This is a genomic window from Vibrio sp. 1069 (assembly GCF_033340555.1).
Genome location: NZ_JAWOWP010000001.1, coordinates 131,755 through 155,989, shown reverse-complemented (window position 1 = coordinate 155,989; position 24,235 = coordinate 131,755). Strand labels below are relative to the sequence as shown.

At 44.0% G+C, this 24,235-nt stretch carries 18 protein-coding genes and 1 tRNA gene; 8 read left to right on the top strand and 11 right to left on the bottom strand.

What is annotated here, in order from left to right; translation table 11 throughout:
* Positions 1-186: 186 nt before the first annotated feature.
* Together R7040_RS00665 and R7040_RS00660 are read left to right on the top strand one after the other, a co-directional pair.
* Positions 187-1,515 carry a sphingomyelin phosphodiesterase gene (locus tag R7040_RS00665; protein WP_064353784.1) on the top strand — a complete coding sequence of 443 codons (1,329 nt, stop codon included), beginning with the start codon at positions 187-189 and terminating at the stop codon, positions 1,513-1,515.
* Positions 1,512-2,468, top strand: a complete 957-nt coding sequence (locus R7040_RS00660) for a hypothetical protein (protein WP_064353783.1) — start codon at positions 1,512-1,514, stop codon at positions 2,466-2,468. Before R7040_RS00665 ends, R7040_RS00660 begins: the two co-directional genes overlap by 4 nt.
* 84 nt (positions 2,469-2,552) lie before the next feature.
* Here R7040_RS00660 and trpS read toward each other — a convergent pair whose 3' ends face one another.
* Entirely contained in the window at positions 2,553-3,575 is a 1,023-nt protein-coding gene (trpS, locus tag R7040_RS00655) for a tryptophan--tRNA ligase (RefSeq protein WP_318095199.1), read from the bottom strand.
* A gap of 601 nt (positions 3,576-4,176) precedes the next feature.
* Here trpS and R7040_RS00650 point away from each other — a divergent pair.
* On the top strand, positions 4,177-5,133 hold the full coding sequence (locus tag R7040_RS00650) for an AEC family transporter (protein WP_025766898.1): 957 nt from the start codon (positions 4,177-4,179) through the stop codon (positions 5,131-5,133).
* A gap of 44 nt (positions 5,134-5,177) precedes the next feature.
* Here R7040_RS00650 and R7040_RS00645 read toward each other — a convergent pair whose 3' ends face one another.
* The 4 genes from R7040_RS00645 to R7040_RS00630 form a co-directional block, all read right to left on the bottom strand.
* The gene (locus tag R7040_RS00645) at positions 5,178-5,633 is read right to left on the bottom strand and encodes a MarR family winged helix-turn-helix transcriptional regulator (RefSeq protein WP_017635039.1); all 456 of its coding nucleotides are present in this window, start codon (positions 5,631-5,633) and stop codon (positions 5,178-5,180) included.
* 187 nt (positions 5,634-5,820) lie between these two features.
* Positions 5,821-8,982, bottom strand: a complete 3,162-nt coding sequence (locus R7040_RS00640; RefSeq protein WP_005378264.1) for an efflux RND transporter permease subunit — start codon at positions 8,980-8,982, stop codon at positions 5,821-5,823.
* 2 nt (positions 8,983-8,984) lie between these two features.
* Entirely contained in the window at positions 8,985-10,124 is a 1,140-nt protein-coding gene (locus R7040_RS00635) for an efflux RND transporter periplasmic adaptor subunit (protein WP_065274363.1), read from the bottom strand.
* Positions 10,125-10,590: 466 nt separating this feature from the next.
* A complete protein-coding gene (locus R7040_RS00630) occupies positions 10,591-12,228 on the bottom strand; it encodes a methyl-accepting chemotaxis protein (RefSeq protein WP_203345786.1) in 1,638 nt (545 codons plus the stop codon).
* Positions 12,229-13,002: 774 nt separating this feature from the next.
* Here R7040_RS00630 and R7040_RS00625 point away from each other — a divergent pair.
* The gene (locus tag R7040_RS00625; RefSeq protein ID WP_005388404.1) at positions 13,003-13,992 is read left to right on the top strand and encodes a Solitary outer membrane autotransporter beta-barrel domain; all 990 of its coding nucleotides are present in this window, start codon (positions 13,003-13,005) and stop codon (positions 13,990-13,992) included.
* A gap of 5 nt (positions 13,993-13,997) precedes the next feature.
* Here R7040_RS00625 and R7040_RS00620 read toward each other — a convergent pair whose 3' ends face one another.
* The gene (locus tag R7040_RS00620) at positions 13,998-14,246 is read right to left on the bottom strand and encodes a hypothetical protein (protein ID WP_005378271.1); all 249 of its coding nucleotides are present in this window, start codon (positions 14,244-14,246) and stop codon (positions 13,998-14,000) included.
* An 820-nt stretch (positions 14,247-15,066) separates the two neighbouring features.
* Here R7040_RS00620 and R7040_RS00615 point away from each other — a divergent pair.
* The 3 genes from R7040_RS00615 (at position 15,067) to R7040_RS00605 (ending at position 17,869) form a co-directional block, all read left to right on the top strand.
* Positions 15,067-16,398: a cytochrome ubiquinol oxidase subunit I gene (locus R7040_RS00615; protein WP_169628386.1), complete on the top strand. Its 1,332-nt coding sequence runs from the start codon at positions 15,067-15,069 to the stop codon at positions 16,396-16,398.
* A gap of 2 nt (positions 16,399-16,400) precedes the next feature.
* Positions 16,401-17,393: a cytochrome d ubiquinol oxidase subunit II gene (locus tag R7040_RS00610; RefSeq protein WP_169628385.1), complete on the top strand. Its 993-nt coding sequence runs from the start codon at positions 16,401-16,403 to the stop codon at positions 17,391-17,393.
* A 347-nt stretch (positions 17,394-17,740) separates the two neighbouring features.
* Positions 17,741-17,869 (top strand): hypothetical protein, encoded by a 129-nt coding sequence (locus R7040_RS00605; protein ID WP_005378275.1) that lies wholly within the window; start codon positions 17,741-17,743, stop codon positions 17,867-17,869.
* A 273-nt stretch (positions 17,870-18,142) separates the two neighbouring features.
* Here the strand turns inward: R7040_RS00605 and R7040_RS00600 are convergent.
* From R7040_RS00600 to R7040_RS00590, 3 genes are all read right to left on the bottom strand, one after another.
* A tRNA-Ser gene (locus R7040_RS00600) sits at positions 18,143-18,230 on the bottom strand.
* A gap of 144 nt (positions 18,231-18,374) precedes the next feature.
* Complete coding sequence (locus tag R7040_RS00595; protein WP_025766903.1) at positions 18,375-18,824, bottom strand: L-alanine exporter AlaE; 450 nt, start codon at positions 18,822-18,824, stop codon at positions 18,375-18,377.
* Between the two features lie 502 nt (positions 18,825-19,326).
* Positions 19,327-21,747 carry a hybrid sensor histidine kinase/response regulator gene (locus tag R7040_RS00590; RefSeq protein ID WP_318095375.1) on the bottom strand — a complete coding sequence of 807 codons (2,421 nt, stop codon included), beginning with the start codon at positions 21,745-21,747 and terminating at the stop codon, positions 19,327-19,329.
* Positions 21,748-21,798: 51 nt separating this feature from the next.
* Here R7040_RS00590 and R7040_RS00585 point away from each other — a divergent pair, with 51 nt between their 5' ends.
* Positions 21,799-22,410, top strand: coding sequence for a YecA family protein (locus R7040_RS00585; protein ID WP_005378278.1), 612 nt, complete (start codon positions 21,799-21,801; stop codon positions 22,408-22,410).
* Between the two features lie 73 nt (positions 22,411-22,483).
* Here R7040_RS00585 and R7040_RS00580 read toward each other — a convergent pair whose 3' ends face one another.
* Together R7040_RS00580 and R7040_RS00575 are read right to left on the bottom strand one after the other, a co-directional pair.
* Entirely contained in the window at positions 22,484-23,650 is a 1,167-nt protein-coding gene (locus R7040_RS00580; protein WP_047100822.1) for a glutathionylspermidine synthase family protein, read from the bottom strand.
* Positions 23,651-23,658: 8 nt separating this feature from the next.
* Complete coding sequence (locus R7040_RS00575; protein WP_025766906.1) at positions 23,659-24,228, bottom strand: DUF1190 domain-containing protein; 570 nt, start codon at positions 24,226-24,228, stop codon at positions 23,659-23,661.
* Positions 24,229-24,235 lie beyond the last annotated feature (7 nt).

Sequence of the window (24,235 nt, the reverse complement as noted above, 5' to 3'; positions counted from 1 at the left end):
TGACTGTTGGTACTATTTTCCACCGCTTTAACGGCCACACACTCAATATCCCCATTCTCACCATTGAATAAAGATCACATTCTGATAACAATTTTCAGCGCTGGCTTAGATGTCATCCATATTTAACGTGCAAGTAACATTTATAAACAAGAATGATTGCTCTAGTTCAAATGATGGAAAAATAAGATGAAATTTTCGCAGTGGAGCCTTTTATTAAGTAGCTTGATAGCGTTACCCAGCATTGCAGATACCGACGTTTACCTAACGAATAACTCTGAGCAACCGTTAACTATTCAAGTAAAACATGAAGGCAGTGATTTGCTTCAATACGGAGAAGAATGGCAACAACATGTGCAGGTACTTGGTCCGTGGGAAACTAAATCTGTATTAAGCTTCAACCGCTGGGAGGGCGTGAAATCAAATCAAACTTACCGTTTTGAAACTGTGGTTTCTAGCCCCGAAGGTGAAAGCATAACACTCAATCAAATAATGGAAGGCCATTGGTACAATTCGACCATTGAATACGGCTTGTCCGCAGCCGATGTCGAGTTATCTCTCAAAGATGATCGTAACATTCATCGTGCCAACACTAACGCTTTTGGTACGAGAGAAACCGAACTGGCATTTAAGTCAGACAGTACCGCTCGATATGATGATCTTTACTACACCATCACGCCGAGCAAGGTAGCGGAGTCTGTCGACAACGAAGAACAAAACCTTAAGTTGATGACTTATAACATCTGGGCATTGACGGCTATTGCATCGCACATTGGAGATCGTTACGAACTGATTCCTCAACATGTAAAAGGTTACGATGTTTTGGCGCTGCAAGAGGTGTTTGCCAGCGGCCGTGAAGCATTCTTACGTGAGTTAGCCAAGGAATATCCTTACCAAACAAAGATGTTAGATAAAGAAGGCGTTAATATTCATGATGGTGGCGTAATCATAGTTAGTCGCTACCCTATCGTGAATGAAGCGCAATATGTCTTTCCCGATTGCTCTGGTACAGACTGCTTTGCCGATAAAGGCGTAAATTATGCGGAAATAATTAAAGGTGGTCAGGCTTACCATGTGTTTGCTACCCATACCGCATCTTTCGATACAGACACCGCCCGTGAGTATCGTCAGCGCCAGTTCAAACAAATCCGCGCACTCGCCCAATCTCTTGACATTCCTTCGAGCGAAACTGTGGTATACAGCGGCGACTTTAACGTAAACAAAAGAAAGTTCCCTGGTGACTACCAACAAATGATCGCTAACTTAAGCGCCATAGAGCCTCAGTACTCTGGTTACACGGAGTCAACCTTTGATCCCCGTATCAATAACTTCGCAGGTGAAGCGTTATCAGGTGGCGAAAACGTGGAATACCTTGACTATGTTATGGTGAGTAGTGAATACGGGGTGAAATCATTCAATGACAACCGTGTAGACGTGCCGCGCACAACCGCAGAGAGTTTATGGAAACACTACAACCTTTCTGACCATTTCCCAGTAAGCGCAACAATCAAGCCATGAAGAAAATCGCTTTGATAATCATGTCCGCCATTATGGCGGGCATGATATTTTTAACTTTCAATCACGATGTTCAAAAAAAAGAGCTCGCTTCCTCTCCTTCCCCTAAGACAAAAAATCAGAGTGTCTCCAGTACCTCACCACAAACAAGCAGCATCGTGCCCGATACGGATACTTCACCACAAACAACTAAGCTCCCTTCCACAGTTCAAATAACGACTGAGCGATTAACTCAACTCAAAGGCAGGAAACTTGTCGCTGAACTTGAGACGTTTTGGCAAGAGTGTATGTTGAACCGTAGTTGTGAAGAGCAGGTCGCCTTGTTTGAGGCGCATTTATCTTCAGCTCGATTCCAGCTTTTGGCGAACTACCCTCAGCTCAGAAGCCAATGGCAAGAGAGTGTAGGAAATTTGTTATTTGATGAGCAGCAATCACTGGCGTCGCGTATTGCACAGCTGAAGAACGAAGCAAGACGCATCTGGGGAGAATTGGCTGATGTTGTTTTCGCGGATGAGTTCGCGCTGTACGATTTCAACTTAGAAGCCCAAAAGCTGGACACTCAAAGCCCAGATAACTTTTTGCGAACTTTCGAACAACTCACCATTGACTGGCAAGAACATGCAGATGCTATTGGGCTAACAAGCGACCAGGAAAAATATGAGCGTGCGGTCACCCTGATTCCTAATAGTATGAGCCTACCAGATCGCTTGGCGATCATCGCAGAGCTTGAACGAACTTACTTAACGAAAGAAGAAAGTAAAAACATTCATGCTCGTCAGCAGCAAATTACAGAGCAAAAAAAACAAGTCAAAGATTACCAACAAGCATTACAACAACTTGAGTCCAAGCTAAGAACGCAAAGAGCTTCTAGCCATTCAAATTTGTCAGAACCGGAATGGCAAAGCTATTACCAACAAGAAGTCGCGGATTTTCGTCGTGAATTTTTTTCTTCTTAACAATGCGCTTTGACTGACTGAGAACTTAAAAAGGCACGTTGCTAACCAGCCGTCGTGCCTTATGTTCAACTCTCTACTTTTAATTCAGAACAAATTTAAACCAAATACATCTTTCACATCAAATAGCACTTTTTCGGTTTTCTCGCGAGAACGCTCACTACCTTGTTTTAAAATATCAATCAGCTGCGCTTTATCATTCAAATACATAGCGCGCTTTTCTCGAATAGGGCGAAGAATCTCTTGTAAGCATTCTTCTAACACTTTCTTGGTCAAACCATCACCTAACCCACCTCGTCGATAATGGTCTTTTAGCTGTTCGACATAATTTTTATCAGGATGAAAAGCATCGAGGTAGATGAATACAATATTCCCTTTGACTTGGCCTGGGTCCTCAATTTTCAGATGATTGGGATCGGTATACATAGATTTCACTGCCGCGGAAATCTCCTTTTCGGAGGCCCCTAAGTTGATTGCGTTCCCCATGCTTTTAGACATCTTATTTTTACCGTCAGTACTCGGCAAACGAGGTGCATCGCTAAGTAATGGACGGCATTCTCTAAGAACTTCTTTTCCACCCAGATGGTTTATTTTTCTCACGATTTCATTAGTTTGCTCTAACATCGGCAGCTGGTCATCACCCACTGGTACTAGCGTCGCATGAAACCCCGTAATATCAGCAGCTTGAGAAATTGGATACGTTAAAAAGCCTGCGGGAATAGAGCGTTCAAAGCCTTTACTTTGAATCTCATTTTTAACCGTGGGGTTTCGCTCTAATCGTGCGATAGAAACAAGATTACTGTAATACATTGTCAACTCGGCTAACGCTGGAATTTGAGATTGCAACGTGATCGTAGTTTGAGCGGGGTTGATACCAACAGCCAAATAATCTGCAACGACATTGAGAATATTAGAGGATACCTTTGATGGATTATGCGCGTTATCCGTCAACCCTTGCATGTCCGCGACCAAGATCGTTTGCTCGTGCTCCGTTTGCAATTTGACTCGTTGTTGCAATGAACCAATATAGTGCCCGAGGTGTAATGGACCTGTTGCTCGATCTCCGGTAAGTATAATTTCACGCTGAGATGTATTTTTATGGCTATTCATATTTGTCTCCAAGTATTTAATAGATCGCTACTGGAGATAAAAAGATCAAACACTCTTAGCTACCATCCAGCAGCTTAAGAATGTAAGTATTCCGCGCCGCTCTATTTAGAGCGCCACCAAGAGAAGGTTGTTAATGAAGGGCGAACGTGTATTTTCATGTTTTTTAAACTAACAGCACACACCGCAGAACTCAATCTGTTTTGTACTGAATTAGTGTGAGTGTTCCAACAGCGAATTAAGAGGATTACATTGGTAAAGACATCGCAATGACCAAAACCGCACCAAATACCGAACCAGAGACAAACGCACACAGTACAGTTTTGTTGTGTTTCCTTTTCATTGATGAACTCCTATCCATAACTACGATGACCAGCCCTCACATCTAATACGCATGTGGATGCATCACGACAACGAGTTAACCAACATATCGCACGTAGGACCAGTACCGCTTTGTTAAATTGGGACCTCGTCCATAACTTGGAGTGTAAATGACTCCGGAACCTACAACAGAAGAAAATTTCATTACGTTACTGTCCTACCCTCCGGGTTTGTGGCTTAATAGGCAGCAGGAACACTTTTTTCTTTTGCTGCGGATACTTACATGGAAGCTGTTTTACATCAGTTGCAATTCTCTTTGTCGATAACCGGACCTATCTGTTTGATGTTGGTACTTGGCGTTCTTTTTAAGCGCTTTGGTCTAATCAACGATAATTTTATCGAAGTAGGCTCTAAGCTGGTGTTTCAAGTTACCTTGCCTGCGATGTTATTTGTCAGCATTGTGGCTTCAGAACACGACTTTTCCGCGGCAAGTGGATTCGTCAATTTCGGCGTCATCGCTAGTATTTCGTTTTTCATTTTCACCTACCTTTCCGTCAAACTTCTGTTCAAAGCATCGCCTGACCAAGGCGTTCTCATCCAAGGTGGGTTCCGAGCAAATACAGGTATTATTGGTATCGCTTACGTTGCCAATGCGTATGGTTCTCAAGGTGTGGCGCTAGCAGCGCTCTATGTCGCGGTCACCACATTTATTTATAACGTCCAAGCGGTAATTTGCTTATCGCCCAAGGGGGCAACGTCTGCCTCGCAAGCAGCAAAGATGATGGGCCGAACACTGACTAGGAATCCGCTCATAATCTCCATTGTTCTAGGAATGGCTTTTTATTTACTCGCTATTCCAGTACCGAATGTGGTTATTGACGCAGGAGACTACTTGTCCAAAATGACATTGCCTTTGGCGCTGTTGTGTACGGGTGGCTCACTTGACTTTAGCTTGATGAGAAAAGAGAAAGGTCCATCTTGGTTTGCGAGCAGTTACAAGCTCATCGTAGCGCCAGTCATCATCACCATGGGAGCTTACTTAGTAGGGTTTCGAGGAATTGAGCTAGGTATTCTTTTCTTTATGAACGCCTCTCCAGTCGCTGCTGCCAGCTATGTCATGGCGCGTTCCATGGGAGGCAATGCCACGTTAGCTGCAAATATCATCGCACTCACTACGGTGCTTTCTACCGTGACCTGTACGTTGGGCATCCTATTTCTTAAGTTCTACAGCTTAATATAATTGGTCCGCGATAAAATAAAAACGCTAAACGGCATTGATGTCAGTTACTGGTCGTGATTCGCAAAAGTGAGCTTTCTTACCAGACGAAAAAATTCACTCGCTTCAGATTCCGACAAACAAGAAAAAAACTCTTTCTGTAAATTCGTCATGATTTGATGAACTTGCTTTAAAGCATTTGCTCCCTCTTTTGTCATGCTTAGCATTTTAAGGCGCTGATTCGATTTACTTTTAGAAACTTGAACAAACCCTCTCTTTTCCAGATTGTCCACCATCCGCTTTGCTACACTTCGCTCAGTTCGAACCGCATCAGCCAACGCTTGCTGGCTCATAGGTTGAAATTCTTCTAAAGCGGCCAGTGCACTTGCCATTTCTAGTGTCATCAAATTTTGCCGAGACAGCTCGGCTTGGGCACGATTGCGGTACATACGCTGCATCACACCGCAGACAAACATAGGGCTTTGATCCAAAACGGAAATTGGGGAAATTTTCTGATCTTTCATCGTCGTTTTTCTTCTTTAGGCTTTCATTCGGCCGAAAAGGCTGTGCTGATACTGCACACAACACGCCGTCTTTCAGGCTCGCGTCATAGACGGTAACCACCAAGTGAAAACATAAAATAAAGAGCGCCGAAGCGCCCTTTAATCGTGTTTATTATCACTAGTATAACTCAGTTAAAACAACCAAGTCCTACTCGCTTTGCTGAGTGGGTTTAGTGCTGGTCTCAGACAACTCTGCCTCCGACTCTTTTCTCGCACGTCGATCAAACAATCGCTCAACCACTACAAAGAAGATTGGGACGAAGAATATACCCAATATCGTGGCACTGATCATGCCACCAAGTACGCCGGTACCTACTGCGTTTTGACCTGCCGATCCCACACCTGAACTGATAGCAAGTGGTACCACACCCAAACCAAAAGCAAGCGATGTCATGATAATTGGGCGCAGACGAACGCGAACAGCATGTAAGGTTGCTTCGATAAGCCCAGCGCCTTTCTCATAGTAGTCCTTTGCAAACTCAACAATCAGAATGGCGTTTTTGGTTGCCAAGCCGACCGTAGTTAATAAGCTCACCTGGAAGAACACATCGTTATCCATACTGCGCGTCATTACCGCAAGCACAGCACCAAGCACACCAAGAGGAACAACTAACACCACGGCGAAAGGTACTGACCAACTTTCATACAAAGCGGCAAGAACTAAGAATACGACGAGGATAGATAGCGCATATAGCATCGGCGCTTGGTTTCCGGAAAGGCGCTCTTCATACGAAATACCATTCCAGTTCACCGTGAAACCTTCTGGTAGCTTTTCTACCATTGCTTCAATTTCTTCCATGGCTTCACCAGTACTTACACCAGGAGCTGCACCGCCTTGAATATTCATTGCTGGCAAACCATCAAAGCGCTGCAAAAGAGGAGAACCATATGTCCACTCGCCACTCGCAAAAGCAGAGAAAGGCACCATCTCTCCCTTAGCGTTGCGTACGTACCATGAATCGAAGTCTTTTGGCTGCATGCGGTATTCCGCATCACTTTGCACCATCACTTTCTTCACACGACCGCGGTCAATATAATCGTTAATGTAAGCCCCGCCCCATGCAGCTGACAGGATTTGGTTTACGTCATTGATACTGACATCCAAAGCACGAAGTTTGACGTGGTCAATGTTCACTTTGTACATTGGCGCATCTGCCTGACCGTTTGGACGAACACCGACAAGTTTCGGGTTTTGTGCTGCCATGCCCAGAAGTTGCCCTTGAGCCGCAACTAATGCATCGTGCCCTTTATTCAACGAGTCTTGGAGATAGAAATCGAAACCTGTCGAGTTACCTAGCTCTTGAATCGCTGGAGGGGCGAACGCAAACACCAAAGCTTCTTTAATGGTAGAGAAGTACCCCATCGCTCGGCCCGTAATGGAAGCCGCATCAGCGCCAGGCGCTTCACGCTCAGACCAATCTTTCAGGCCGATAAATGCCATCCCCATGTTTTGGCCTTGACCTGCGAAACTAAAGCCCGCAACAGAGAAGACGGATTTTACATTGTCTTTTTCGTCTACTAGGTAAAAGTCACGCATTTTCTCAAGTGTTTTTTCCGTCTGTTCTTGTGTTGAGTTAGGCGGCAAAATAGCCATTGAGAATACTGTGCCTTGGTCTTCATCTGGCAAAAATGACGTTGGAAGGTTCATAAATAACCAGCCAGCACCTGCACTCATTGCCAAAAATACAACCAACATGCGACCTGTGCGTTTTAGAAGTTTGGCAACGCCGGTTTCATAGCCTGCTGTCATCGCATCAAACTTGCGGTTAAACCAGCCAAAGAAGCCTTTCTTCTCTAGAAGCTCAGCATCGCCTTTTTTCAGCAACGTAGCGCACAATGCCGGAGTCAGAATTATCGCAACCAAAACGGAAAGCGTCATAGCCGCCACAATAGTTATCGAGAACTGACGGTAAATAACCCCGGTAGAACCAGACATAAACGCCATAGGGACGAATACCGCTGAAAGCGTCAACCCCACACCAATCAGGGCACCAGTGATCTGCCCCATCGATTTTTTGGTCGCTTCTTTGGGCTCTAAACCATCTTCATGCATCACACGCTCGACGTTTTCCACCACAACGATGGCATCATCCACCAGCAAACCGATAGCCAGAACCATCGCGAACATGGTTAATGTGTTTACGCTAAATCCAGTCGCGTACAAAATAGCGAAGGTTCCGAGCAATACGACAGGCACTGCGATCGTTGGAATGATCGTCGCACGGAAGTTCTGCAAGAACAGGTACATGATTAAGAACACAAGAAGAATAGCTTCTAATAGCGTTTTAACCACTTCTTGAATCGAGGCTTTGACGAATGGTGTTGTTTCAAATGGGTAAGCAATCTGCAACCCTTCTGGGAACGTTGCACTCAGTTGTTCTAAGCGCTCTTTTACCGCATTGGCTGTCTCAAGCGCGTTTGCGCCAGTACCTAATGAAATACCTAACCCCGATGCTGGGAAGCCATTATATTGGCCTCGAATATCATAACTTTCTGCACCACGCTCAACGCGAGCTACATCTTTCAAATAAACATTCGAACCACTGGCGTCGGACTTAAGAATGATGTCTTGGAACTCTTCTACACTGCTCAAACGACTTGCAGAAGAAATCGTAGCATTCAACAACTGACCTTCCTGCGCAGGTGCCGCACCCAGTTGACCTGAAGAAACTTGCGCGTTCTGTTCACTGATTGCATTTGCTACGTCGATCGCGGTCAAGTTGAATTGCGTAAGCTTAAATGGATCCAGCCAAACTCGCATCGCATACTGCGCACCAAACGCCTGCACTTGTCCTACGCCAGTTACACGACTTATCGGGTCTTGAATATTCGTTACAACAAAGTCGCCGATATCGTTTTCTGTAAAGTCAGGATCTTCAGAATAAACTGCGACAACCATGAGAAATGCCGTATTAGATTTATTGACGACAATACCTTGGTTTTGTACCTCCATCGGCAATGAAGTCAATGCCAATTGCAGTTTGTTCTGCACCTGTACTTGCGCGATATCAGGATCAGCTTCGCTATCAAACGTCAGGGTAATTGTCGCATTACCAAATGCATCACTGCTCGATGATAGGTAGCGAAGGTAATCTAATCCCGTCATATTTTGCTCGATAACCTGCGTTACCGAGTCTTCAACGGTTTTTGCTGATGCACCTGGATAGCGAGCACTGATGGTGATCGTCGTCGGTGAAATCGTTGGGTATTGCGAGACGGGTAAATTGAATAATGACATTACCCCCGCCAACATCGTTAGAATCGCGAGAACCCAAGCAAATACCGGACGATCGATAAAAAATCGTGCCATGATTACTCCTGTTCACCGTTTTGGATAGTTACCGAACTGCCTGGCCCTACCTTTTGTAAACCGGCGGTAATGACTTTATCACCCGCGTTCAAACCATCAATAATGCGCCATTGGCTATTGATCGCTTCAGCAGTCTTCACTGGTTTCGCTTCCACTTTGTTCTCGCCATTAACCGTCATCACTGTCGCTTTACCTGTCGCATCACGAGATACCGTATTTTGTGGTATTAGAATCGCATCAGGGTCGACACCAGTAATGACCGTCGCACGAACAAACATTCCAGGTAGCAACAAACCGTCAGGGTTTGGGAATTCGGCACGAAGCGTCACGCTGCCCGTACTTTCGTTCACATTGACCTCAGTAAATTTCATTGTGCCTTTGTGTTCGTAAGTGCTGCCATCTTCAAGCATCAATGTAACTTGCGCAGAGTCATCTTCTTGCATATGGCCTTGGGAGAGTGATGCTTTCAAACGCAGCAGTTGCGCGGATGATTGCACAATATCAACATTGATAGGGTCAAGCTGCTGAATGGTCGCTAATTTGGCAGCTTGGTTAGCCGTAACCAACGCACCCGCTGTCACACTCGATTTACCGATCACTCCGCTAATCGGAGCTTTGACTTGCGTATAATCTAAGTTGATTTTTGCTGTGTTGATCTTGGCTTTTGCGACTAGGACCTGCGCTTTCGCTTCTTTGTATGCCGCTTCTGCTTCATCCAAGTCTTGTTGGCTGATGGATTTTTTGGTGATCAAGGTTCTGTAACGCTTCACCGTGGCATAGGTCGACTCTGCCGCAGCTTGCGCACGGATTAATTCCGCTTCAGCGCTCAGCAAATCCGCCTGAAATGATGAATCATCAATTTGATATAGCGACTGTCCTTGTTCAACAAGGCCACCTTCAACAAAATTTCGCTCCGAAATAATGCCAGTGACTTGCGGACGAACTTCCGCTTCTTTGAATGCTCGGCTACGACCCGGCAACTCTACTGTCAATGCTTGGCGCGTTGGCTGGACTGTTAACACTTCTACTTCGGTTGTGGGCGCAGGACCACCACCTTGGCTCGATCCTTCTTCGCTAGGTTGACATCCAACCACAAAAAGGCTCGACGCAATCAGCAGAGATAGCGTGGTTTTACGTCTCATGAATTTTTCTCTCTTATCTACCGACAAGCCTTCAAGATTCCTTATTAAAAGCTTCTAGAATGACTTAATAATGACTAACGGATGTATATCCAGAACAAATTAATTAGGATGATAAATACCCAGTGTTGTACATACAACAAAATTTACAGTTCTATACGCTTACGTAAAACGTTTATGGTAAAGGTGTTATGAAGTTCTCAAATTTGAAGATTTTGGGTTGGAAATCACATTTTCCTGTGTGCAATTGCAATGGTTAAAAAGCAGCAAAAGTGATGATAAAAGCATCATCACGCTGTACAGAGTTTGTTACCGCTGTCTAGGGTTATTTGCCCACTCTGGTATACGAACTAAAGTGAGAAAGGAATGTAAATATAGTCGAAATTTCACAAGTCAGGTTCGCCACTTATCTAAAAAATAACCCGCTAAGAAGCGGGTTATTTCGTCAGTGAGATTGCTGTTCTCAAGCTTATACTTTGAACTGACTGACCTGATGATCTAAACGTTGAGTTTGCTCTGACAACATGGCTAAAGAAGCTTGCGCTTGGTTTACGATTTCCACAATTGAAGTGCTACTGTCTGCAATGCCTTGTACGTTGCTATTTACTTCGTCACTTACTGTACTTTGCTGGCTCGCAGCCGTTGCAATGTGTGTATTCATCTCGTTCATACGTGAAATCGCGTTCAAGATTTCAGAAAGGGATTCACTCGCTCGGCCAGCGGACTTGATCGTTTCATCACTGCTATTTTGGCTACCGCGCATCACTTCTACAGCTTGTCCTGCACCAGATTGTAGCTTTTCAATCATGGTTTGGATTTCTCCCGTACTCTGTTGCGTACGACTGGCTAAAGAACGAACCTCGTCCGCTACCACAGCAAAGCCTCGCCCTTGCTCTCCAGCGCGAGCCGCTTCAATGGCTGCGTTAAGCGCTAATAAGTTTGTTTGCTCGGCAATACCACGAATTACATCCAGTACGGACGCAATGTTACTCACATCATGATCCAATGTGTTAATGACGTGGCTTGCGCTTTCGATTTCACTTGCGAGGCTACGAATTGAGCTAACCGTTTGATCCAAAATAACATTGGTATTGGTAAGTTCATCATTCGCTGTTTGGCTCGCAACCGCAGCTTCGTTAGCGCTATCGCTTACATTTCTGCTGGTGACTTGCATTTCATGCACTGCCGCCGCTACCGCCTCGCTATCTTTTTGCTGAGAAACGGTCGAGTTCGCGATGGTCGTGGTCAACGAGCTAAGATTTGCCATTTCGTTACGTAAGGTATTTGAGCTTTCAATTACCTGAGCGACTGTCATTTGAATTTTGGACACAAACTGGTTAAATGCGTCTGCTAAATTGCCAATTTCGTCTTGTGTTTTTACATCGATTCGTTGACTTAGATCACCTTCACCGGACGCAATTTCTGTCATCGCATTTTTAATATCATTGATAGGCTTCACAACCGTTTGTAACAACAAAAAAGCCATCGCGATAGCGGCAAAAATAACAATCACAATGCCAGCCTCAAGAATGAGTTCTGCTCTTGTTGCAGCCGCTGATATTTCGCCCTTCAACTGGCTTTGCTTTTCTTCTATTGCATCTTTTACAACGTTAAGCTGCGCTCTAACCTCGATAAATTGGTCTTCAAAGTTATGTTTGTGCTCATTGTAGTAACCACGCCATTGAGATTGAGGTAAACGTAGCATCGCTTCATAACTTGCTAACCATTTTTCACCCAAAGAGACAAGCGTTCGAACTTCATTACCATGTGTAGAAGGCATCACACCGGCTTGTGATAGCTCAATCATTTGTTCCATACGTGGTAGTGCTTTGTAGGCGTTGTCTTTGTATTCACCGATGTGATGATCAATATCGTTTTGAGTATCAGAAAGTGCAACACCTTGGATTGCAGATGTTGCTTGGTAAAGATCGCGATAAGCATCCTCAATCGTTAATAAGTTCGGCACGATCTGTTCGTTGAGTGTCTCACGCAATTCAGATTGCTTCCAACTTGTCATAACGTTTAATACAGAGCTCACAATAAACAATCCAATAATCAATGACAGCGGGATCACTATCTTCTGCTTGATCGTTAAGTTCTGGAACATGAATAGACTCTCTTTATTTATGGTATACAAACTGCCGGAAATTATATCAAACAAATAGAGTATACTATTAGGTAAAAGAGGCTATTCAACATGAAATCTAATGACTTTTTGACAAGGGTTCTAATTTCAACAATTAGTTGATTTTATAAAAAATTTAACAAAGAGATCTTTTCAAAAGATGCAAATTAAAATGCTCTTTCAAAACGAAAAATATGTAACAGAAAGTGAATTAAAAGGGACCACATTTTGAAGAATAGATCGACTCAATGATTTACTGAGAACACATACAAAATACAGTTTTTGGATTGAGCACGACCGCGTAATATGCAAAGGTCCGAACATTTCTTCTAAAGCTCAAAAAAACCATTGTTTATCTGACGTATTTAAGGGTAATCCTTGATGATGTTAGTCGTGATGTTGGCAGACAGGGTGCTTACAAGTTTTCGAAGTTAACCAGTAGCACAGTGAACGATTCAGATTTTCTTGAGCGCCAAGGCAATAAAAAAGTTTGCTATTTTCCTCTCAAGAGACGCATTAAAGAAAATAATGCAACCTAGTCACAAAGTCTTGCTACATCTTCAGAAAAGAATGATGTTGCTAAACAAATCTGGTGCAGCATACACATTGAAGCTAAACTCGTTTAAGGAACTTTTTCATATCAATATGAGAAAACATAGATTTCTCAAAGTTACATCAACCATTCAACGATTAAACTAATGTTAGCGTACCGGTACGTCCGAAAACTCCATGCATGAACCATTTAAAAGAGCCAAAATGTTCCAACCCAACTTCGCCTCAGTGGAGTGGCGAGTCGTTTCGCTCGCTCTCCTACTCTCTCTACCTCATACTGCTCATGCGGATCCACTAGATAAGGAAATTAGCAACCTTCTTCAACAACGTTTTTCTATCGCGGTGTTGCTGTCCGATACTGACGCAATTGCGTTTGGTATTGGCGACTTTGATCCGAATGCATTATTTGATACCGCCAACCCAGAGTTCGGGACTGACGAGTCAATCAATGAACGTCGAAGCAAATCCGTATATGTTCTCCCTTACACGACTAACTTTGACATAGAGGGCAGCGAGGATTTACATGAGCTGTCGTTTAAGGCATTTACGATACAAACAGAGAATGATCTCAAACTATTCGGCACAAGTAAGGATCTTCTCAAGGAAAGGACATACGGTGCATCGATTGGTTATGGGTATCTATACAAAGCAAGTGAAAACGTCACCCTTAGCACCAGAACGACGACTCACCTTATGCGTTATGAAAACTCATTCTCTACCGATAATAAACTTTCCTCCATCATTGGAAGAATCCTAGACGGCCGTGCCGTTAACGTTTCAGCATGGGCGGCAATAGTTCAACCATCCATTAAAGCCAAATACACGTCTCCCACAAGTTGGGGGAAATGGCATGCCAGTTCGACATTGAATTCATTCATTGGGCACAGCTGGGGAAGCGCAAATAACGGCAATATAGGCAACCCTAAAGGTTGGTACCTATCTAATGAAATCACCGGTTACTACAATATTTATCACGGTGAGCAAGCTTTATTTACTGGGATTAAAAGAGTCGACCTTTCGCATGATTTAAGCGATGAACTGGGAAGTCCGCATTACTACGAAGCTTCTATAGGATGGCTATTTTATGCACCAAAGCCCTTTGATTGGTTGGACAATTTCGGCATAGGCGTTAACTTCAACTACGGCTCGACTCTCAGAGGTGGCAGCATTCAACTTTACTACAACAAACAATAACGCTGTCAGTACAGGAACCAGTTGGTAGCATATATAACAAGAAGAACTAGAAGACACAAAAGGAATGGCAGAGTTAGCGTCTTCGCAAACTTTTTCATGAGACTTGGGTTATCAAACACCACACCTTCCGCTTCTCTTACCCTTCGCTCTTCGTCAAAATGCCATTTAATGGCTAAGTAGGCTCCTATCCCTAATACAATAAGCTTAAAAGCTCCAGCAAAGTAAGGAAAGAAATTAGCCCAACTGTCGTTCATTATCCATCTCCATCAAATTCAATATCAGCTTTGCGGTGGCAGAATCCAAGATTCATGTAGAATGCCCCCCCCCCTCAAAGTCAGACTCTCTGGCTAGCGTCAGTCTACTGCTCGAGATAGCTGTCCACAACTCTCTTTACCATATCGGCATTTATTAATTATTTAATAAATAACAAGAAAGACACTAGCACACTTGCTGAAAAGTAAGTGTCAGTTTGGATTGAAACTCATCAGGAATCGAAAATGGTCCACAGTCGACTTGTTGATCTAGTGAAAGCCGAATTACCTAGCTTTAAATCGTTCGCTAGTATAAAAATGTAGCCTATCGCACTTCTGGTCGAGTCCTAACAAACTTATGATGCATATGTCATTAGCGGTGCAATTTTAAGTTTATCAATTAGCTAAAGTTTCCCACCTTAACTGTCAGTAAGCTTGCTGTGTTTGAGACGATCTCGACATGACTAGTGTATAAATAGTATGGAGGTTCAAAGTGAAGGCAAGGCAAATTTCCTTACTAAAAATATTGTTTCTGTAATTTTATTTCAGGATTATCGAAACCATCATAAGGATAATTCGAACTAATCTTAATCCATGCTCCTTCAGTTACATTTGCTTTCTTTTACTCACTTCTCGCGACTATTAGTGGCATTTTGAGACAATTTCCTACACTCCTTTCTTTGTCTTAGTTGATATAAATCATGGTTAGAAGAAAACAGAATCACCTGTATTTCTCGATACATGAATCCAAACTGCCCGACTTTTCGTAACTAAATTACAGATAGACACGATTTTTAGTATGGCACGTTTTTGAGGAACCAAGATGTTAGATACCCTCATGCTGTCGCGGATCCAGTTCGCGGCCAATATCAGCTTTCACATTCTCTTCCCGACCATCACCATCGCGTTGGCATGGATGTTGGTGTTTTTCAAGTGGCGATATAACCGCACACAAGCCCCCGTATGGCTCGATGTTTATTACTTCTGGGTCAAGATATTCGCTCTCACTTTCGCCTTGGGTGTGGTATCCGGCATTACGATGAGTTTCCAGTTTGGTACCAACTGGCCAGGCTTTATGGAACGAGTCGGAAACGTAGCTGGACCATTGCTCGGATACGAAGTGATGACCGCCTTCTTTATGGAAGCCACCTTCCTGGGTGTAATGCTTTTTGGACGAGGACGAGTACCGGAATGGGTTCATACTCTCGCCACCGTTCTGGTTGCTGTTGGGACAAGTATGTCCGCATTTTGGATTCTGGTGCTTAACAGCTGGATGCACACACCAAGTGGCTATGAAGTGATTGACGGCATTGTTCATGTGACCAGTTGGAAAGAAGTCATTTTCAATCCTTCTTTACCGTACCGTCTTCTACACACGCTATTAGCATCGGCGCTGACTGCCAGCTTCTTGATTGCAGGTATCTCGGCTTATCAAATAATGAAAAAGCCAGATCACCGTTCAGCCAAACTTAGCCTAAAAGTCGCGCTGTTCGCGGCGGCTGGATTTATCCCGATACAAATCTTTGTCGGTGACCTGCACGGGTTAAACACGCTTGAACATCAACCTGCAAAAATAGCAGCAATGGAAGGTGTGTGGGAGACCGAGCAAGGCGCGCCCCTTCTTCTGTTTGCGATGCCAAATGAAGAAACTCGCAGCAATGATTTTGAAGTGGGCATCCCAAAGCTGGCGAGTTTGATTCTTACGCATGACTTAGACGGGGAAATCCAGGGACTTAACGAGTTTGCGCCTGACCACCCGCCAGTGAAGCCCTTGTTCTTTGGTTTCCGCGTGATGGTTGGTGTGGGTGTTCTTATGCTGCTGGTTAGCTGGTATGGCGCGGTGAAGCTAGCACGCAAAAAAGCGCTACCTAAACCTTACCTATACACAGTATTAGCCATGACGTTCTCTGGTTGGATAGCCACACTGGCGGGTTGGTATGTTACTGAGATTGGTCGACAACCTTGGTTGGTCAGCAGTGTATTGCGAACATCCGAAGCCGTCACCACGGTTGCGAGCAGTAGCGTGATGACTTCGCTCATTATGTACTTAGCCATTTATGCTGCATTGCTGGTTGCGTACATCCATACCCTATTCTATTTGGCGCGCAAAGACGTTGCAGCCCATGAAGTCCCACTGACACAACAAGAGGCCTAATCATGCTCAACTATCTACCAGAAATTTATCTTCTGCTGCTTGGCTTCTCGGTCTTTATGTATGCCGTGCTCGACGGCTACGACCTTGGCGTCGGTATCCTGTTGCCAAGTGATAATGAAGCGCAACGTGACCGAATGATAGCCTCTATCGGCCCTTTCTGGGACGCGAACGAAACGTGGTTGGTGTTAGCCGTTGGTATTTTGTTGATTGCCTTTCCTACCGCTCACAGTTTGATTTTGACGGAGCTTTATATGCCGACCGCCATCATGCTTATCGCACTGATAATGCGTGGCGTGGCATTCGACTTCCGAGCCAAAGCCAACTCGGATCATAAACCTCATTGGGATTGGTGCTTCCGAATTGGCTCTCTAGTCACCGCACTAACCCAAGGTTACATGGTGGGTCGTTACATCATGGGGTTTGAGCAATCAACCGAAGCATTTGGCTTTGCATGGTTAAGCGCACTTTGTGTAACAGCGGCGTACGTTTACATCGGTGGCGCATGGTTGGTACTGAAAACGGAAGGTGATTTGCAAATACGCTCGGCGCGTTGGTCTCGCCGTGCTGGTTGGTTAGCGGCTCTGGGTATCTTGGTAGTGAGTGTTGTAAACCCAATTGTAAATCAACAAGTTGCCTTGCGTTGGTTCAGCTTCCCAGAAATCTTGTTGCTTGCCCCAGTTCCGTTAATTGTATTGGCAACCATCTTCCTAGTTGATCGCTATTTGCGTCAGGTTCCAATGGTGAATGATCTGGGTGTGCGCTGGCCTTTCTTTGGTGTCACCGTCATTTTCGCGTTGAGCTTTCTAGGTCTTGCGTACAGCTTCTTCCCAGAAGTTGTGCCGGGGTTGATGACCGCACAACAAGCGGCCTCCTCACCTGCGACATTAATAATCGTGGGCTACGGTGTGATGATTGTTATGCCGGTGATATTGCTTTACACCTTTGTGGTATACCGGATCTTCAAAGGCAAAGCGACAGAACTTAGCTACAAGTAGGAAAGGTAATTCCTCAACAAAGCGCCGCTGCTCATGCGGCGTTTTTTGCAGTACTCACGACTAAAGTATCTACCCAAGGCGACTGAGTGGGAACGCTGAGAGAATGTAGCGGCAGCCAGTAGTTTGTTCCTAACTAGAACGAGATAACCGTTTCTCAACTATAGCGATACAGGCACAAAAACAGAAAGAATATTTGATGTTACAAAAGGTAGACCACCACTTTAAAACGTTTTGAGTATTTTTTGCGCTCAATGAGGTACAAGTATACTTATGCTTTTTATGACTTGTGAACACTCAATTGCATGTTATGTTGCTGTTGAAATAGTACATGAAATAAGGACAAGAACATGAAGATAAGATGCAAAACGACGCAAAGCATTGAAAAATTTAACCCTGATGACCTCAATCTAAACACAGATCTCTTTGGTATGATTGCTGTTGTATTCGTGTTCATGGCTGTTTTGCTTAGCATCTAGTAGCACTACGTTCATTCTTGTGGCCGTATTCATACCTCATGTGATATGGCTGCTAAATTCTAGATTAAAGCGGATAGGCTAACCCGCACCAATCAGATTATGGCGGCCTCTGTATAGCATCTTCAATTTTGGCGTTGTATCGAGGTGAGATGTGAATAGTTGGCTTGTAGATAGAATGGCGCTTGCACCTTGAGCACTCTTGTGTACTTTCAATGACGCATTACTTTAGTGTAGATACGAAAAAAGGCCTGATAAATCAGACCTTTTAGAATGTGGCGGTGAGTGAGAGATTCGAACTCTCGATACGTTGCCGTATACACACTTTCCAGGCGTGCTCCTTCAGCCACTCGGACAACTCACCGAATCAAATTTTGGTTAGCATCATTGGCTAACGAGGCGCTAATTTAATGATTATGTGCCTGATGGTCAAGGCTAAACATAAAAAAAAGCGCCCTTTTCGAATCGATTGCTCACTAAGTAACTAAATTGAGCAAAACTGGGGCATTTACATGCTTTGAGAATAACCGGGAACACGGAACCAACGGCGGCACATGTCCAAGAAGTACCCATACAACACACCCATGCCACAAGAAATAACAGCGTTACTTGCTACTGCGGTCACAATTTGATCTGTAGACGCGCCAACTGCGAATAAAATACCCGCATAAACTGGAGATTGAAATAGTACATAAGCGACCAGATCAGAGATGTTCTTCATAAAGGAAGACGGTGACACCTTACTACCTTGATGCAGCATCCAATCACGAAAAACCCCATACGGCCAAGCAATGGCGATATTCACTGGAATCGATAGCGTACGCGATGCTAGAGATTGCTCAAATGTCATCCCTGAAATCAAAATCTCGACAATCATCCCTGTGATAAAGCAAAAAACAACCATAGCAAAGGTATCCGCTGCGGCGTGACGAATACAAAATGGTCCACGAGACTTCATTTACAAAACCCTTAAAATCAAACACTGCAATTAATAAAAATAATAAAACTATTAACCACTAAAAAGACATCAAGCCAGTTAATGATGCAATTAGAACACACAAAAACTAGCTTATGGCTCTGTATTTAAAATTAAGTTGTAAATTTATAACCAACTTTTAAAGTAAAAGTAGTTTTTTTCACCAATGGCGAGTAAAAACGCCTAAAATTACGTAAAAATGGTACAAAAACACGGATTTCACTTACATAAAAAGGGGTTACGATAATTATTTTGACGTAAAGTTAGAACAAAACTCGGACTGTAAACAGTCACTCCTATAGCTTATGCTACCAAGCTGCGAAAATTCAGAGTATTACCGATATAATCACAGTAGAAGGTCTTGCTGCTTTACTCGTAAAAGTAAAACTGCAAGCCTGTTCATTGCAGGTTAGAAGAGTTTGTGACGACGCTGGATGACGTATGAATAGTAAGAACAATTCACAGTTGCGCCATATTGATTCAGTTATGGTGAGGCCAGCAAAATCGTTAATGTATCGATATCATCTTGGTCCGGGGATTGCTGACGCTTTAAGTTACTTCTTATCCGTTCGGCGACTGAAGAAACGTCGCCACTGAGTTCAAGGGGAGCCTCCGCAATGATCGCTGAAATAGCCTCAAGTGCTTCATTAAGATGTCCATTATCTAGAGCGACATAGAAGTTGAGTAACCACTTTTCAGCATTAAAGCTATCTGCTGCATTTCCATCAAAGTCCGATTGGTACTGATATAACTGTGTCGCATGAAGATACAGTGCATCATTTAATTCAGACTCCACTATTGGTTTCGCTATTATGTGGTCTGCTCCTACATTAATCATACGCTCTTGTGTTTCTTTGAACACATCCGCTGTACAGCCAAAAATCAGTACCGACTTAGCAGGTGAACTCATTGCTCGAATGGCTGATATGGCCCCAACGCCATCTAGAACAGGCATATGATTATCCATCAGTATCAAATCAAATGGTTTGATCGCAACCTCATCGACTGCAAGCTGACCATTTTCGACACTTGTGCACTCAAAGCCCTTGGCTCGGAGGAAAGTTTCCATAATGATCGCATTTGTTCGGTTGTCTTCAACAATGAGTGCTTTCAACCCTTTACAGTTCAATTTATGTGTATTGATTGACTCTACTTTACCCGGCTTGCAAGGTGTAAGGGCAATTTCGACAGTAAAAGTCGTTCCAGCGTCCTCCTGACTCTCTACAACCACTTGCCCACCCATATGTTCCGCGATTTCTTTGACTATTGCTAAACCAAGCCCTGTACCACCAAACCGTCTAGTCGTTGATGACTCTGCTTGCTCAAAAGGACGAAAAATGCGTTTTTGTGCCTCTTTTGAAATACCAATCCCTGTATCTTTTACCTTTAGTATCAGCTTGGTGCCAGCCTTACTCGATTTCTCGGCTAGCTCTACCTCTACGATGCCACGATCGGTGAACTTAACAGCGTTATTGAGTAGATTGAACAGTACTTGACGCAAACGGGCTTTGTCATTGTTGTACCAACGACCCGTTGGTAAATGCGAGACTACTCTAAAGCGAAGACCTTTTTCTGCACATAGCGTTTGATAAACACTCTTGATACTGCCGATAATCGACTCAATTGGGAAAGGCTTATTTTCAAACTCAACATGCCCTTGTTCAATTTTTGAGTAATCTAAAATCTCATTGAGTAATGTCATCATGTGATCACCTGAATCATAAAGTGTTCTCAGGTGCTTACGCTGCTCATCGGTAAGTGGTGTTTTTAACAGTATCTGGGCAGTTCCTAGTACACCGTTCATTGGTGTGCGAATCTCGTGGGACAATGTGGCTAAGAATGCCGTTTTAGCGTTTGTCGAAGCCTGAGCTTTTATTCTCTCCTGCTCTAAATAGATCGTCTTTTCATTGAACTTCTCGATAAGCTGTCCGATTTCGTCATCGCTATCGTAGTCAATATCTATGATCCCACCAGTTTTCGAGTCATCAATCTTAGCGGCAATGCGAACAATTGGTTCAACAATATAGCGATTCAGTAAGTAGTAACCGACCAAGACACACAAGAGCAAAAATGGAATGATCCTCCCCTCAACGCTCATCACTTGTTCAAACACTTGATCAGCGACTTTAGCTTTTGCGTTGACAACTTCCATGCGCCAATCGAACTCTCCGAAATCAAGCTCGCTGACATAAATTTCGTCCGTCAGTTGAAAGTTGTGCTCAATAATCACGTTTGAGTCAGCATCGCGAACCACTACCCCTAAAGAATGCTGGTTCGTGTGCTCTCGAATAAACTGAAAAAGTGCATCAAGTGATAGGTCTACCGTTACAACTCCAGCGAATCGACCGTTTTGGTAATATGGAGAAGATGCGGTAATCATCTGGACCTGAGTAAAGGTATCGATGTAAATCGTAGACCAACTAACAGAACCTACCGGAGCATCGGCGGCAGCGACATACCAGGGTTCATTATCATAACCGCCAGATTCGGGGTTATTGTAGGAGTGAATTTGGTCAATACCACTATCACTGTTTTTATTGAAGAATAGACTTTTATATCTCCATTGTTCTGCTTTGAGTTCGGGTTTAGGCCATACGCCACCACTAACAAGCATCTTGTCACTCAATTGAAGAATATGTGGAATTATTGTGTTGAGAGATTGAATATTTTCAGTCCCTTGGGCTAGCCCTACTAAGCTGCTCAATACACCTGTAGAACTGAGGAGGGGCTCTTTTATCTCAAGAGCCAGGAGTTGGGTACGTAACTCTAGGTTTTGCTCTAGCTTTTGTCTAACCGGTGGCTCAACAACCAAATAGGCGACAGAACCAATCGTTGCGATAAAGAAACACAGGTACAGTGTCAGGGCGAGAATGCTTTTTTTTCTCAGTGATGAGCGAATTTCCATAGATGTGTGAATCATTCCCTAATATCGATTTATCACAAATTGATTGGTAAGATGAGCGCAATCAACCAGCCCATTAACAAATGGTATTCTATTTTGAAACTACAAGACATCCTTTCTCTCCCAGAACTTGACGGTAAACTACTAAACCTAGCAAAAACTCAAGGCTTTGTAACAGCGATGGCTGCAGCGCCAAACGTATTAATGCCTCAAGAGTGGTTACCATTCTTATGGGGTGGAGAAGAAACAGCGCCATTTACTGACGGTGAACAACTAGAGCAGTACATTGACGAGATTGTACAAATGTGGAACCAAACTCGTCCCGCTCTCCTAGAAGGCACTTGGCAGTGGCCTGCAGGGTGCGCGCTAGATGAGCAAGACATTGTAACAAGTCAGGCTCGCGATTTCTGTGAAGGTGTATTACAAGGCTGGCAACTTGCGCGTGATGACTGGGAAACGTTGATGCCTGAGGATAGCGAAGATAATGCCCTACTCGGTGGTGTTTTACTTTCTCTTACTATGCTTTACGACCCAGAAACAACCATTGAAACATTGGCCGAACAAGGTATGGAAGGCTTAGAGCAGTTTGAGGAAATCTTCAACGCAATGCCAGTGATGTTATGTGGTCTTACCCAGCGCGGTGTTGCATTAGCTGAAGAACAATAGACGCAACGCTGTCGACCATCAAGATTGAACGGCTGAATAGACAAAAAGCTCTCCAAATGGAGAGCTTTTTTGATCATGTTAAAATTACATGTGGAATATACCGCGCCATATCTTGAGTCACTAAGCTACTGTCTTCCCTAATCGAAATACCGGCAGCTCTATCATTGACCAACCAACTGCCAATTAACGTATGGTTTTGCCCAAACTTAGGTAGTGGATGGTATTGCTGGACGATATTGAATTGAGATTCATAAGGCCCTGACGTTTTAACAAAACGTTTTCCATCGATGACGATCTCGATGTTCGCGCCCTCTCGAGAAAATAGTGGCTTGATGACATAATCTCTCATAGTGTTCGCTTTTGAATCGTTAGCAAAATAAGCGGGCAAAAGGTTCGGGTGGTTAGGAAAGCGCTCCCACAATAACGGTAAAAGTGCTTTATTGGATAGAATCGACTTCCACATCGGTTCTAACCAGTTTACGTTCGCAGTCGCTAAGTACTTCGCATATTCCTCTTCAAACATAAACTCCCAAGGGTAAAGCTTAAACATCCAACGAATCGCTCTGTCGTCAGCATCCACAAACAGACCATCTTCCGTCACTCCAATATCTTCGACATGCACGAATGCCGTTGCTAACCCTGCCTCTCGCGCGCAATCCTCTAAATACTGGACAGTCCCTTTATCTTCTTCAGTGTACTTGCAGCAGCTAAAGTGAAGTGTTTGTCCTGGTTGGTATTTTGCTATTTCGGCAAAGCGCTCGATCAAAAAATCTTGAAGAATATTGAATTGATCCGCGCTACGGTGAACTCGACCTTTATTTACAACATCTTCTAGCCACACCCACTGCCAAAAGCCAGTTTCAAACAAGCTGGTTGGCGTATCCGCATTGTTTTCCAGTAATTTTGCTGGCGAGGTCCCGTTGTACGCGAAATCCAGCCGCGAATAAAGCGAAGGTTCGCTTCGTCTCCATGAAGAAGCGACCTGCTCCCACATAGATTCAGGGATCGCACATTGCGTCAGCAACCACTCACTCCGAACGACTTCATCCACAATAGCCAGGCACATCTGATGCAGCTCTTCAGTGGGCGCTTCTATATCGCGCTCAATTTGCTCAAGCGTGAATTGATAGTAAGCACTCTCATCCCAATACGGTTGGTCATACATGGTATGGAAACCAAAACCAAACTGGCGTGCTAATTCGCGCCAGTTTTCGCGCTCTTGTATTTCTCGTCGAAACATAGTGCTTTTTAACCGCCTCGACTGACCGACACCGCTTTACCAAACCCGCCTCGAGACATCGCCCTGCCAATGGTGCCGCCACCACGTTTATTAAGGCTATTAGTCGCAACTTTGGTCGGCTGGTTTCGGTAGGAGCCAAAGAATTGTCCTGCTCCATTATAGAATTTGGATTTATAACGGTACATCGGCTCTGAGTAATAGCTCTTGTTATAACCTTTCAATCCGCTTAATGAGCGACTGTAAAAAAAACCGCCAAAGTTAGGTACATAAGCTCGGGAACTGGAACTGTAGTAACAATCATCCTCGTAGAAATCATTCTCGCATTCGAACTCGCTGCGGTAGCGAGGGGCATTTTGTTCGGCACGAGCTAAAGCTTCTTGGTATGCAATGTCACACTGTTCACTAAACTCAGGCGAGTTAGATTTACACTCATCAGCATCAGAAAAAATGTACCCTTCTGTTTTTGACTCGTACGTAGCAAAGAAGAAAATACCACCAAAGGCAGCAAAGGGAAGAATTTTCCCAAGCTTTAAGCTTTTGTCCATGGAAGAACGTTTAACGTTAGAACTCCGCTTCATCGTTCCT